The sequence below is a fragment of the Actinomycetes bacterium genome, from assembly GCA_036510875.1.
Lineage (GTDB): Bacteria > Actinomycetota > Actinomycetes > Prado026 > Prado026 > DATCDE01.
In genome coordinates this window covers 1-11,524 of sequence record DATCDE010000302.1, presented here as the reverse complement: position 1 = coordinate 11,524, position 11,524 = coordinate 1, and the positions used below count along the sequence as shown (strand labels likewise).

The 11,524-nt window shown below is 72.1% G+C and carries 16 protein-coding genes and 1 pseudogene; 10 read left to right on the top strand and 7 right to left on the bottom strand.

Going from position 1 to position 11,524, the window contains the following annotated elements:
• Both VIM19_17630 and VIM19_17625 read right to left on the bottom strand, forming a co-directional pair.
• On the bottom strand, nt 1-609 hold a 609-nt coding region (locus tag VIM19_17630; GenBank protein ID HEY5186677.1), incomplete at its 3' end, for a hypothetical protein.
• Nucleotides 610-655: 46 nt separating this feature from the next.
• Nucleotides 656-1,603, bottom strand: coding sequence for an SGNH/GDSL hydrolase family protein (locus tag VIM19_17625; protein ID HEY5186676.1), 948 nt, complete (start codon nt 1,601-1,603; stop codon nt 656-658).
• A 97-nt stretch (nt 1,604-1,700) separates the two neighbouring features.
• Here VIM19_17625 and VIM19_17620 point away from each other — a divergent pair, with 97 nt between their 5' ends.
• Nucleotides 1,701-2,486 (top strand): SCO family protein, encoded by a 786-nt coding sequence (locus VIM19_17620; protein ID HEY5186675.1) that lies wholly within the window; start codon nt 1,701-1,703, stop codon nt 2,484-2,486.
• Between the two features lie 9 nt (nt 2,487-2,495).
• Here the strand turns inward: VIM19_17620 and VIM19_17615 are convergent, their stop codons facing one another.
• The 4 genes from VIM19_17615 to ssb are packed head-to-tail and all read right to left on the bottom strand — an operon-like array spanning nt 2,496 to nt 5,732.
• Nucleotides 2,496-3,131 (bottom strand): hypothetical protein, encoded by a 636-nt coding sequence (locus VIM19_17615; protein ID HEY5186674.1) that lies wholly within the window; start codon nt 3,129-3,131, stop codon nt 2,496-2,498.
• Nucleotides 3,128-3,514 carry a thioesterase family protein gene (locus VIM19_17610; GenBank protein ID HEY5186673.1) on the bottom strand — a complete coding sequence of 129 codons (387 nt, stop codon included), beginning with the start codon at nt 3,512-3,514 and terminating at the stop codon, nt 3,128-3,130. Before VIM19_17610 ends, VIM19_17615 begins: the two co-directional genes overlap by 4 nt.
• Nucleotides 3,515-3,549: 35 nt before the next feature.
• Nucleotides 3,550-5,220 carry an energy-dependent translational throttle protein EttA gene (gene ettA / locus VIM19_17605; protein ID HEY5186672.1) on the bottom strand — a complete coding sequence of 557 codons (1,671 nt, stop codon included), beginning with the start codon at nt 5,218-5,220 and terminating at the stop codon, nt 3,550-3,552.
• 41 nt (nt 5,221-5,261) lie between these two features.
• Nucleotides 5,262-5,732: a single-stranded DNA-binding protein gene (ssb, locus tag VIM19_17600; GenBank protein HEY5186671.1), complete on the bottom strand. Its 471-nt coding sequence runs from the start codon at nt 5,730-5,732 to the stop codon at nt 5,262-5,264.
• A 147-nt stretch (nt 5,733-5,879) separates the two neighbouring features.
• Between ssb and VIM19_17595 the strand changes: the two genes are divergently transcribed.
• Nucleotides 5,880-6,269 carry a hypothetical protein gene (locus tag VIM19_17595; GenBank protein HEY5186670.1) on the top strand — a complete coding sequence of 130 codons (390 nt, stop codon included), beginning with the start codon at nt 5,880-5,882 and terminating at the stop codon, nt 6,267-6,269.
• 9 nt (nt 6,270-6,278) lie between these two features.
• Here the strand turns inward: VIM19_17595 and VIM19_17590 are convergent, their stop codons facing one another.
• Nucleotides 6,279-6,899 carry an ABATE domain-containing protein gene (locus tag VIM19_17590; protein HEY5186669.1) on the bottom strand — a complete coding sequence of 207 codons (621 nt, stop codon included), beginning with the start codon at nt 6,897-6,899 and terminating at the stop codon, nt 6,279-6,281.
• 69 nt (nt 6,900-6,968) lie between these two features.
• On the opposite strand from VIM19_17590, the gene VIM19_17585 reads away from it, so the two are divergent.
• The 8 genes and pseudogenes from VIM19_17585 to VIM19_17550 all read left to right on the top strand — a co-directional run bounded on the left by VIM19_17585 (nt 6,969) and on the right by VIM19_17550 (nt 11,440).
• Entirely contained in the window at nt 6,969-7,892 is a 924-nt protein-coding gene (locus VIM19_17585) for a DMT family transporter (protein ID HEY5186668.1), read from the top strand.
• 43 nt (nt 7,893-7,935) lie between these two features.
• Complete coding sequence (locus VIM19_17580) at nt 7,936-8,853, top strand: polyphosphate kinase 2 family protein (GenBank protein ID HEY5186667.1); 918 nt, start codon at nt 7,936-7,938, stop codon at nt 8,851-8,853.
• Between the two features lie 33 nt (nt 8,854-8,886).
• Complete coding sequence (locus VIM19_17575; protein HEY5186666.1) at nt 8,887-9,204, top strand: hypothetical protein; 318 nt, start codon at nt 8,887-8,889, stop codon at nt 9,202-9,204.
• Between the two features lie 133 nt (nt 9,205-9,337).
• Nucleotides 9,338-9,436, top strand: a pseudogene (locus VIM19_17570) (helix-turn-helix domain-containing protein).
• The gene (locus VIM19_17565; protein ID HEY5186665.1) at nt 9,410-9,646 is read left to right on the top strand and encodes a hypothetical protein; all 237 of its coding nucleotides are present in this window, start codon (nt 9,410-9,412) and stop codon (nt 9,644-9,646) included. The pseudogene VIM19_17570 and the gene VIM19_17565 overlap by 27 nt, the downstream one beginning before the upstream one ends.
• Before the next feature lie 195 nt (nt 9,647-9,841).
• A complete protein-coding gene (locus tag VIM19_17560) occupies nt 9,842-10,357 on the top strand; it encodes a DsrE/DsrF/DrsH-like family protein (protein HEY5186664.1) in 516 nt (171 codons plus the stop codon).
• A gap of 227 nt (nt 10,358-10,584) precedes the next feature.
• Nucleotides 10,585-11,052 (top strand): Rieske 2Fe-2S domain-containing protein, encoded by a 468-nt coding sequence (locus VIM19_17555; protein HEY5186663.1) that lies wholly within the window; start codon nt 10,585-10,587, stop codon nt 11,050-11,052.
• 4 nt (nt 11,053-11,056) lie between these two features.
• Nucleotides 11,057-11,440: a metalloregulator ArsR/SmtB family transcription factor gene (locus VIM19_17550; protein ID HEY5186662.1), complete on the top strand. Its 384-nt coding sequence runs from the start codon at nt 11,057-11,059 to the stop codon at nt 11,438-11,440.
• The last annotated feature ends 84 nt before the right edge of the window (nt 11,441-11,524 follow it).

Here is an 11,524-nt window from a genome sequence, read left to right as displayed (position 1 = left end):
GGGTGGGTCGACCGCCGCCGCCCCGGGTGCGGCCGGGATCAGCTGGGTGATCCGCCAGCGCGGTCGCGCCTCGGTCATCAGCACCTGCAGCGTGGTCCCGCCAGCCTGCACGGGTGCGGTCCCGGTCCGCCGCCACCAGCGCACGACGACCATCACGTTCGCGGCGCCCGGCAGGATCCCGGCGTACTGCGCGTCGACGACCTGCGCCGACGAGACGTCGTGGGTGGAGACCAGGGGGCCGGACTGGTCGGCGAGCACAGGGTTGAGGCCGAGCGCGCTGACCCGCTGCCGGGCGGCGGCCAGCCCCCCGTGCCCGGCCGGCCAGGCGGCGATGGCCTCGACCAGCCGGACGGCGGCCAGCTTGACGGCGGGCTCGTACTCGGCGCGGCCGGGCACCCACGCGTGAGTGGTGATCCCCGTCGTCACCAACGACGGGTCAGCGCCCGTCGTGCCGGTGGCCGACGCCAGCGGCCCGGCAGAGCCGGGTGCGGCCGTCGGCTGGCTCGCGACTGGGCCGCCGGGCGGGCTGCTCGAGCAGCCCGCGACCGTGACCGCGGCTCCACCGAGCACCCCGGCCAGCAGCTGTCGACGGGTCAGCCGTGTCCGCACCTAGGGGTAGCGCCTCCGGGGCCTGGAAAGTTCCCCACCGGCGACGTCAGGTGCCGGCGAGCACAGCCTGGGTGAGGACGTCGGCGATCAGCTGGTGGCCGGCCGCGTTGGGATGGTCGCCGTCCGCGGCCAAGAGGCCCGTGTCGTCCGGACCCGCAGCGGTGAACGGCTTCGCCAGGTCCACGAAGAGGGCTCCGTGGCTGGTCGCCGCCTGCTGCAGCCCCTGGTTGACCAGGGTCGTGACGAGGTGGCTGACCTGGACGAACTCCGCCCCCATGCTGCGGGCCACCCGCCCGTCCTGCCACACGTTCCAGTAGCCGGTGACCAGGACCGTGGTGGGCCGACCGCCCCGAAGGGCCTGGATCCGCCGGAGGATCGCCGACACGTTGGCCGACAGGGCCTGCACCTCGGGCCGGTAGCAGGCCGTCCCGTCGTCTCCGCCGCAGCTGCCGCTGGCATAGCTGGAGTAGGCCACGTCGTTGGCCGCGATCGTGATGGTAACGATGTTGGCGGTGCTCACGTCCCGAGCGATGCGGGTCGGCTGGGTGAGCGCGGTGAGCAGCTCGCTGCTGTCCTCGCCCCCCGTGGCGTCGTTGATCGCCGTCACCGGTTGACCCCTGTCCGTCGCCAGCTGCTGCCCGAGCCGCGCAACGAACGGGACACAGCCGCACGCGCTCCCGGCGGGGACGGAGTCGCCGAGCCCGACCAGCGTGGACCGGGACCGGATCTCGGTGACCGGGACGGACGACGGGGCGCCCGACGACGAGGCAGCCGACGCGGAGGTCGTGGGCGACGTCGTCGCCGACGGAACCGGAGAGCTCGCCGGCTGGCTGTGTGCTGCCGCCGGAGGCAGCACATCGGTCACCCGCTGACCGTGCCTGGCAAGGAGCAGCACGGCCCTGCGCACGGGCGCGGCCACCAGCAGCGCGCCCGCCACGACCAGCACTGAGGCGGCCACCACCGCAAACACTCGCCACGGCCCGGTGAGACGCACCCCCTGATCCTGGCAGGAGCGGCTGGGACACGGCTTCAGCCCGGCTGGTAGAACCCTGGGAAGCGGTCCTTCTCCACCTCGACGTAGGGTCCCCGTCATGCCTCGTTCCTCCCGTCGGCAGCGGACCCGGTCCGCGGTCCTGGCTGCCGTCCTGGCCGGGCTCGGCGTGCTCGCCGCCGCCTGCTCGAGCGCCGCGCCGGCCGCCACGCAGCCGCAGCCGGCCAACGGCACGGTGCTTGACCGGGCGCTGCCCGCGGCGGTGCTGTCGCTGCCGCTGGTCGACCAGCAGGGCAAGGTGACGAGCCTGGCCTCGCTGCACGGCAAGACGATCGTGCTGACCGACTCGCTGACGCTGTGCCAGGAGATCTGCCCGCTGACCAGCACGAACTTCCGGGTGATCGACGAGTCGGTGGCCAAGGCCGGGCTGGGCGACCAGGTGGAGCTGCTCGAGGTGACCGTCGACCCCGAGCGGGACACGCCGCAGCGACTGGCCGCCTACCAGAAGCTGTACGGCGCCCAGCCGAACTGGAACTTCCTGACCGGGACGCCGGCGCAGATCGCCACCCTGTGGCAGATCCTCGGCGTCGCCTACGAGAAGGTGCCCGAGGGCGCGGGACCGCCGCCCACCGACTGGCTCACCGGCAAGCCGATCACCTACGACGTGTCGCACCAGGACGTCGTCTTCGTGATCGACGGGCAGGGCCACGAGCGCTGGCTGATCACCGGGACAGCGTTCACCAACGGGGTGCACCCGCCGTCGACGCTCGACAACTTCCTCAGCGACACCGGCAAGGCCAACCTGGCCACGCCGGCGGACATCTCCTGGCGGGCCCAGGACGTCCAGGCCGCGGTGGCCTGGCTGACCGGCCACCCGGTGGGGTGACCGGCCGGGTCACATCGGGAGCAGCGGCAACCCGGTAGCCATCGGTCGGACGGCAACCGACCCGCCCGGGCAGGCCAGCCGCAGCCAGCCACCGGCCCGGTAGGCCGTGACCTCGCCGTCGCGGTGCAGCAGCCGAACCTTGTCGGCCGCGTGCGCGGCCCGCAGCGGGACATCGGCCAGCACCGGCTGCCCCCACACCTCCTCGGCCACGGCGTCCAGCCGGGCCCGGGTCCGCTCCGCCTCGCTCAGCAGCCGCACGCGACGCTGGAACGCCTCGACACCGGCCCGTACCGCGTCGTCGACGACGGCGGCCGGGACCGTGGCCACCGCCGTCCACCCGGTCCGCGGCGGCAGCAGCCCGGCCCAGCCGGGCCCCGGGACGGCCGCCGGCAGCTCGACCGGCCGGTCGTCAGCGAGTCGCTCGAGCAGCCGCTGCGCGGACACGGTCACGTCGACCCGGGCCTGCTCGGCCAGCGCGACCGGACGCAGTGTCACGACGTCCATCGGAGGTCCGCCCCACACTCCGAGCACGGTCCCGCCGGCCTGCAGCCGGACCGCGGCCCGGTCGTCGAGGGCCACCAGCCGTTCGAGGTAGGCGCTCAGGCCCGCGGTCTCCTCCGCACCGGCGAGCAAGAGGGCGGTCATGCGAGGGGCTCCAGCCATTGCCCGAGCCACTCCCGCTCCGAGGCGGACAGCCGACGGGGGCGCTGTTGGGCCAGGTCGAAGGGCACCAGGGTCGAGGCCGCCCGTGCGTAGACGCGGCCTTCGTCGTGCACCTCGTAGGCCAGCTCGAAGGAGGCCGCTCGGATCCGGGTCACCCACACGTCGATCGGGATCGGGTCGGCCCGGTGCACGAGTGGCGCCAGGTAGTCGATCTCGTGACGGGCCACGACCACCCCGCTGGACAGGTCCGCCGCCGCGCCGTCCTGCGTCAGGTTGAAGATCATCTCAACCCGGGCCTCCTCGAGATAGGTGAGGAAGCGGACGTTGTTCACGTGCCCGTACGCGTCCATATCCGACCAGCGCATCGGGCACGGGTAGGTGAAGCGCGCCACGTCGCCGGTCAGCCGCGGGTGAGCTTGCGGTAGGTCGCGCGATGCGGACGGGCCGCCTCCGCGCCCAGCCTCTCGACCTTGTTCTTCTCGTAGGAGTCGAAGTTGCCCTCGAACCAGAACCACTGCGAGTCGCCCTCGTGAGCCAGGATGTGCGTGGCCACCCGGTCGAGGAACCACCGGTCGTGGCTGGTGACGACCGCACAGCCGGGGAACTCGAGCAGCGCGTTCTCCAGGCTGCCGAGGGTCTCCACGTCGAGGTCGTTCGTCGGCTCGTCGAGCAGCAGCAGGTTGCCGCCCTGTTTGAGGGTGAGCGCCAGGTTGAGCCGGTTGCGCTCGCCGCCGGACAGCACCCCCGCCGGCTTCTGCTGGTCCGGGCCCTTGAACCCGAACGCGCTGACGTAGGCCCGCGACGGCATCTCCACCTGGCCCACCTTGATCCAGTCCAGGCCGTCCGAGACGACCTCCCACAGCGTCTTCTTCGGGTCGATCCCGCCCCGCTCCTGGTCCACGTAGGCGATCTTCACGGTCTCGCCGACCTTGATCGACCCCGAGTCCGGCTGCTCGTCACCGATGACCATCTTGAACAGCGTGGTCTTGCCGACGCCGTTCGGACCGATGACGCCGACGATGCCGTTGCGCGGCAGGGTGAACGACAGGCTGTCGATGAGCAGCCGCTCGCCGAACCCCTTGGACAGCCCCTCGACCTCGACGACCAGGTTGCCCAGCCGCGGGCCGGGTGGGATCTGGATCTCCTCGAAGTCGAGCTTGCGGGTCTTCTCGGCCTCCAGCGCCATCTCCTCGTAGCGCTGCAGCCGGGCCTTGCTCTTGGCCTGCCGGCCCTTGGCGTTGGACCGCACCCAGTCCAGCTCGTCCTGCAGCCGCTTGCGCAGCTTGGCGTCCTTCTGCCCCTCGACCTTCAGCCGGGACTGCTTGGTCTCCAGGTACGTCGAGTAGTTGCCCTCGTACGGGTAGGCGCGGCCGCGGTCCAGCTCGAGGATCCACTGGGCCACGTTGTCCAGGAAGTACCGGTCGTGGGTCACCGCGACGACGGTGCCGGGGTACTTCTCCAGGTGCTGCTCCAGCCACTGCACGCTCTCCGCGTCCAGATGGTTGGTGGGCTCGTCGAGCAGCAGCAGGTCCGGCTGCGCGAGCAGCAGGGCGCACAGGGCCACCCGGCGCCGCTCACCGCCGGAGAGCACCGACACGTCGGCGTCCGGCGGCGGGCAGCGCAGGGCGTCCATCGCCTGCTCGAGCTGGTTGTCGAGGTCCCACGCCTGCCGATGGTCCAGCTGCTCCTGCAGCGTGCCCATCTCGGCCAGCAGGGTGTCGTAGTCGGCGTCCGGGTCGGCAAGCTCCTCGGAGATCGCGTTGAACCGGTCGAGCAGCGCCTTGGTCTCGGCCACGCCCAGCTGGACGTTCTCGAGCACGTTGAGCGACTCGTCGAGGTGCGGCTCCTGCTCGAGGATGCCCACGCTGTAGCCAGGCGACAGGATCGCCTCGCCGTTCGACGGTGAGTCCAGCCCGGCCATGATGCGCAGCACGGTCGACTTGCCGGCGCCGTTCGGCCCGACCACGCCGATCTTCGCCCCTGGGTAGAAGGACAGCGTCACGTTGTCGAGGATCAGCTTGTCGCCGTGCGCCTTGCGCGCCTTCTGCATCACGTAGATGAACTCAGCCATGGGGCCCAAGGGTAGTGGCCGCGCGAGCCGCCGCCGACCGCTCAGGCAGCCTCGTCGGGCGACTGGGCCGCCTCCTCGGCAATCGGCTCGAGGGCCACCGACGTGGCCAGCTCCTCGGCCGTCACCCGGTCCGGCTGCTCGGGTGCCGGCCGCGGCGCGCGCTTGAACGCCGACGTCCCCCGGTTGAGGTCGTGCCCCGCGACGGTGGCCTCCAGCTCGACCGCCGTCCCCGTCCGGCCGTCCGGCGCCGTCCAGTCCCGCACCCGCAGCCGGCCGGCCACGACCACCGGCTCGCCCTTGCCGAACGAGCTGATCACGTGCTCGGCCAGCTGCCGGTAGCACACGACGGTCACGAACAGGGTGTCCGCGTCGTACCAGCCGCCCTTGGCCCGGTCGTACCGCCGGGTGGTCGAGGCCACCCGGAAGCTGGCGACGGGGGCGCCGTTGCGGGTCGTGGCGGTCTTGATGTCGGTGCAGACGTTCCCCACGACCGTGCTGAAGGTCTCGTTCATCTCGGCAGCTCCTCCCGACGGCCCGCCTGCCGGGCCGGTGCGTCCACCCTGCCCGCGGCCCGATCGCCCGACGGTGGCCATCGACCCGACTGTGGAGGCCGACGACCTGTGGACGCCGACCAGCCCGCGCGGGATGATGGTGTCCCGGTGCTGGTCGGAGTCGTCATGGCGTCCCTGTGCGTAGCCCTTGCCCTCGTCGTCCCGGCGGTCTGGTTGCTGGCGGGCCTGCCGCGGTTGCCGTTGCCCCTGCTCCCCCGGCGGCAGCACCACAGCGTCGCGGACGAGGTGGAGCAGGTCCTCAAGGTCGCGGCCGACCTGCGGCGGCTGGAGCGCGAGCTGGCCAGCCTGCGGGCGAGCGACAGCCGGCGACCCGGGCTGCACGTGCGGCTGGCCGCTGTGACCTCGGCCTACGACGAGACGCTGCTGCACGGCGGACGGATGCTGCACCTGCCGGTGCCGGTCGAGCAGCCGCCGATCCCACCGGTCGAGCGGGTGCTGCTGGAGGCCCGGCTCACCGGCGCCGGCGTCCGCTGGTGAGCCGGCGGGTCAGCCGCGCGCCCGCGAGTAGTGCGCGCGCGCCTTCGCCCGGTTGCCGCAGGTGCGCATGTCGCACCACCGTCGGGTCCCGCTGCGGGACGTGTCGAGGAACAACCAGCCGCAGGCCCCCTCGTCCCCGGGGCACTCCTTCACCCGGGCCAGCACCGGCTCGGTCAGCAGGTCCCAGGCGTCCACGGCGACCGGCCACAGCATCTCGTCCAGCCCCCCGGCGGACAGCCAGCCGTCCCGCACCCCTCCGGTGGCGCCGGGCAGCAGCAGGTGGTGCACAGTCGCCTCGCGCAGGACGGCGTTGACGAGGGCCAGGTCGGCGTCCTGCACCGGACGCTCGGCCAACGCGGCGGCCACCAACCGGTACAGCGCCTCGCGGTAGTCGCGCACCCGGCGCAGCGCGGCAGCCGCGGCTGCGGGCTCCTGGTCGGCCGCCGCACGCAGCCGGCCGACCGTGGCCCGGTCGACGCTCCCGGTGTCTGCGGCCCAGGCGAGCAGCCGCTCGTAGGAGCCGAGGTACTCGCGCCGGTCGGTGGCGTGCCGGGGGTCCACCGTGTTGAGGAAGTCCAGGGCCAGCCGACCCCCGACCCGGTCGGGCAGCTCGGTCGCAGCGACGGTCATGGGAACAGAGTAGCCACGCTAACCGTCTTTAGGTATCTTGGTGGTTAGTCCCGGTCTGGAGCTGATCCCATGCGACGCGCCTACGTCGCCCTCGTCCTGTCCCTCGTGAGCTGGGGCATCTCGGTCACCGTGGCCGACACCGCGCTCGACGTGCTGAGCGCGGCCGACCTGCTGGTCGCCGAGATCGCCATCGGCACGCTGTTCGTCGGGCTGGCCCTGCTCGTCCTCCGCCGGCCGCTGAACGCGCCATGGCGGTCCGCGGCGCTGCTGGGCTCGTTGGAGCCCGCCGGCGCCTACCTGCTCGCCAACCTGGGCCTGGCCAGGACGTCGGCGGCGGCCGGCTCGCTGCTCATCTCGCTGGAGAGCGTGTTCGCCGTCGCGCTGGCCTGGCTGTTCCTGCGGGAGCGGCTGAGCCGACGCGAGGCGCTGGCCATCGGCCTCGGGCTCGCCGGAGCCACCGTGGTGGCGCTCACCCAGCAGGGCGGCGAGCGCAGCACCCTGGGCAACCTGCTGCTCGTGCTCAGCTCGGTGGCCGCCGGCGGCTACGTGGTGCTGGCCCGGCGCTACGCCGTCGGCGTGGATCCGCTGTCCCTCGTGTTCAAGCAGGGCGTCGCCTCGCTGCTGCTCGTGCTGCCGTTCGCCGCCGTCTCGTGGACGACCGACGGCAGCCGGTTCGTCGGCGCCGCGGCGGGCACCTGGGCGCTGGCGGCGCTGGCCGGTCTCGTCGGGTTCGCCATCCCGTTCACGCTGTGGTCGTTCGGCGCCTCGCAGGTCCGACCGGGTGTCGCGGCGGCCGGGCTGAACCTCATCCCCGTCGTCGGCGTGCTGTCCGCCGCCGTGTTCGGCCGCGGTCTGCCCACCGCCCCCCAGGTGGTCGGCGGCTTGGTGATCCTGGCCGGGCTCGCCCTGCTCTCCGCGACGCCGGGGGACGGCGAGGACTCGCTGCCGGACGGCTCGCTGTCCCCCGACCCGGTGCCCTGCTCGTCGCGGTAGCGTCGGACGGTCCGCACCCGCCGTCCGCAGGAGGCATGCCGCCATGGCCGACCGACGACGCGAGGAGATCCAGCAGCTCATCAAGCCGCTGCTGGTCAAGCCCGGCGACACGGTCGGGCTGCCGCACGACTTCGACCCCGGCTACAGCGCCCCGGGCCTGGACAAGGACGACGGGGACGAGGTGCTGCGCGCCGGCATCGAGCTGTTGGCGGAGTACCAGACCAGGCTGGCCGCGCAGAACACTTACTCGGTGCTGCTGGTGCTGCAGGCCATGGACGCCGCCGGCAAGGACGGCACCATCAAGCACGTCATGAGCGGGGTCAACCCGCAGGGCGTGACGGTGCGGTCGTTCAAGCAGCCCTCCCCCCAAGAGCTCGACCACGACTTCCTGTGGCGCTACCAGCGGGCGCTGCCCCGCCGGGGCGACATCGGGATCTTCAACCGCTCGCACTACGAGGAGACCCTGGTCGTCCGGGTGCACCCCGAGCTGCTCGAGCACCAGCAGCTGCCGGAGGCGGCCCGCGGCCACGACGTGTGGAAGCGCCGGTTCCGGGAGGTCAACGACTGGGAGAAGTACCTAGTCGACAACGGCATCCGGGTCGTCAAGGTGTTCCTCAACGTGTCCAAGGAGGAGCAGCGGCAGCGCTTCCTGGCCCGCATCGAGGAGCCGGACAAGAACTGGAAGTTCAGCGCCGCCGACGTCGCCGAGCGCGAGCACTGGGACGACTACCAGCAGGCGTTCTCCGAGGTGCTGACCCACACCAGCAGCGAGGCCGCCCCCTGGTACGTCGTGCCCGCGGACAAGAAGTGGTTCGCCCGGATCGCCACGGCGGCCATCCTCATCGACACGCTCATGGACATCGATCCGAAGTTCCCCGAGCTGGACGACGCCCAGCGCCAGCAGCTGCAGGACAGCCGCGCGGCCCTCGAGGCCCAGGCCCCGAAGGACGAGAAGCACTAGGCGTACCACCGGCTTGAGGAGAGGATCCACCCGTTGCAGCTGCTCGACGTCGCCGTCCTCCTAGTGGCCGCCTGGGTCGGCTGGCGCATCTACGCCGCCAACCGGCACCGGGCGCTGCCCGCTGACCCGGTCGCGCTGGCCGGGGCCGTCTGGGAGCCCGCCCACTACGGCACCGGGCGGGCGGTGACCCGCGTCGTCGTCCGGCTGGGCCGGCCCGGTGGGCCGATGGACGAGCGGACGATCGCCGAGATCCCCGACAACGACCCGCAGTGGGACGCCCTGTTCACCGAGGCCATGGCCAAGGCCAGGGAGCGCGCCGCGGTCCTCAACGTCGAAGACGGCCGCCGCTAACCCCCCTCCCCTTCCGCAGGAAGGGTCGGCGGGTTCCACCGGTCGTTGCAACGGTCCGGCCATGATGGCCGGGTCACTCCGAGGCAACAACCGATGGAAGTTCCAGGATGGCAGGTGTTCGGCTGTCGGGTTTGAGCGTGAGCAGATCAGGGTCGGGATCGAGCGGGAGGAGTCGTTTGCGCAGATCGCGCGGTCGCTGGGTCGGGTGACCTCGACGGTCTCGCGGGAGGTCGGCGGGGTTGCCGGGCGGGCGGGGTACTGCGCGGTGACCGCGGACCGGGTGGCGACCCGGCAGCGGTGTCGGGGCCGCCCGACGAAGCTGGCGGCCAACCCGGCGCTGGCCGACGAGCGCCCGCACCTGGTCGACGCCGCGACCGCGTACCAACGGTTCCAGGAGTTCATCGACAGCAACGACGTCCACTGCATGCGCTGCTCCGACTGACACCGCACCCTGAAGCGAGGAGGTCTTTCCCTTGGAGGCACGCCGGAGGGCACCGCCCCAACGCGCCGACGGTTCAGCCTTGGCTGGGCTGTGCTCGGGGTGACCTTCGCCGCCTACCTGCTGTTCCGCGTCGCCCAGGGCGTCGCGTGGCTCATCCACCACATGTGAACCCTGACCACGGAAGGAACCAACCCCATGTCCGAAGGAGCCACCGGTCTGCCGTTCGAGCCCGAGCCCAACAAACGGCTGGCCATGATCTGCTGGAGCAGCGACCTGGACAGGGTCTGGCCGGTGCTCATCCTCAGCACCACGGCGGCGGCCTCCGGGATGGATGTCGACGTCTTCTGCACCTTCTGGGGCCTGCGCGTCCTGCAGCGCAACGACAGGCGGGTCACCGGCACCAACCTGCGGCAGAAGGCCGAGGCTCTCGTCGACCGGGGCGGCACCGACCACCTGAAGCTCGGGAAGATCAACTTCGGTGGCGCCGGCACCTGGATGATCAGGGGCCTGGCCAAGGACTACAAGGTGGCCAGCCCCACCGAGCTGCTGCAGTTCGCCATCGACATGGGGGTCCGGCTGTACCCGTGCCAGATGACCATGGACCTGTACGGCCTGAAGAAGGAGGACTTCGTCGACGGGATCCAGCCGTCGATGGGCGCGGCCTCGTTCCTCGACATGGCCGCGGAGGCCGACATCTCCCTGTTCATCTAGGGCGGGACACGACGTGACGGGGACCGCAGAGCTCGTCGGCGTGGCGACCGCCGACGGGCTCTGGGTCGCCCGCAGCCTCGATCCGGTGCTCGCTCGGGCCGCGCACCGGATCGGCTGGCTCACCCGGGCCGGGGCGCTGGCGCGAGGGGTCAGCCCGGACGTCGTCGTCATCGACGTCGACCGGGCCGACGGCCTCGACGGCCCGTGCCGACTGGCCGCTGGCACTGGTGGCCGGCGCCCTGGGTGTTCCCGACCCGCAGCGCTGGGTCGCCGCGCAACGCGGTGGGTGCGACCTGGTCACGAACAAGGGGGCGCTGCCCCGCGCGTTGCAGCGGCTGCTGGACGCAGGGGGCGGTGCACGCCGCACCTACCCGCTGCTGGACGCCGCGGACCTGGCCGGTCGGCTCGGCCGCGTCGCCCGAGTCCCGGAGACCCCGGTGGGACCGCTGGCGGTCTACCAGGTGAACGGTCAGGTGTACGCGGTCGAAGATCGCTGTCCACACGCCGGGGCGACCCTGTCGGAGGGTACGCTTGACCCAGCGACAGTTACCTGTCCCAGGCACGGCAGCCAGTTCGACGTGTGCACCGGGCGGCGGGTGCGGGGCCCGGCGGACGACAACATGACTGTTTACACGGTGGTGGTCGAATCCGGTCAGCTGCTTCTCGTACTCTCGGCTCAGCAACGAGAAGGGTGAGCCCATGACCACCGACCCGCAGGTGACGACGGGTGGCCGAGCCGCGCCCGACGAGCTGTACGAGCTGCACGCGCGCATCTGCAAGGCCCTGGCCGACCCCAAGCGGCTGTGCATCATCAACGAGCTGCGCGACGGCCCGCGGTCGGTCGGCGAGATCGCCGCGGCGGTCGGCATGTCGCAGCCCAACGCCAGCCAGCACCTGGGCATCCTGCGCAGCCGCGGCATGCTCACCCGGTCGCGATCCGGCCCCACCATCTACTACGGGCTGCGCAGCACCAAGATCGTCGAAGCGGTGGACCTGCTGCGTGACTTCATGGCCGACGTGCTCGCGGCACCGACCTCCGACGCCGACCTGCTGGAGCTGCGCGCGGCCGACCGCACCCGCTGACCCGCTCCCGGGTCAGCTCTCGAGCGTGACCCGGAACGCCTTGCGCTTGGGCTTGACCGGACGCATCAGGAACTCGGGGCGGCG

Coding starts and splice junctions, on each gene's coding strand:
- VIM19_17580 (HEY5186667.1), top strand. CDS start 7,936: ATGGCCGACCGACGACGCGAGGAGATCCAGCAGCTCATCAAGCCGCTG.
- VIM19_17620 (HEY5186675.1), top strand. CDS start 1,701: ATGCCTCGTTCCTCCCGTCGGCAGCGGACCCGGTCCGCGGTCCTGGCT.
- VIM19_17550 (HEY5186662.1), top strand. CDS start 11,057: ATGACCACCGACCCGCAGGTGACGACGGGTGGCCGAGCCGCGCCCGAC.
- ssb (HEY5186671.1), bottom strand. CDS start 5,732: ATGAACGAGACCTTCAGCACGGTCGTGGGGAACGTCTGCACCGACATC.
- VIM19_17585 (HEY5186668.1), top strand. CDS start 6,969: ATGCGACGCGCCTACGTCGCCCTCGTCCTGTCCCTCGTGAGCTGGGGC.
- VIM19_17590 (HEY5186669.1), bottom strand. CDS start 6,899: ATGACCGTCGCTGCGACCGAGCTGCCCGACCGGGTCGGGGGTCGGCTG.
- ettA (HEY5186672.1), bottom strand. CDS start 5,220: ATGGCTGAGTTCATCTACGTGATGCAGAAGGCGCGCAAGGCGCACGGC.
- VIM19_17560 (HEY5186664.1), top strand. CDS start 9,842: ATGTCCGAAGGAGCCACCGGTCTGCCGTTCGAGCCCGAGCCCAACAAA.
- VIM19_17610 (HEY5186673.1), bottom strand. CDS start 3,514: ATGCGCTGGTCGGATATGGACGCGTACGGGCACGTGAACAACGTCCGC.
- VIM19_17615 (HEY5186674.1), bottom strand. CDS start 3,131: ATGACCGCCCTCTTGCTCGCCGGTGCGGAGGAGACCGCGGGCCTGAGC.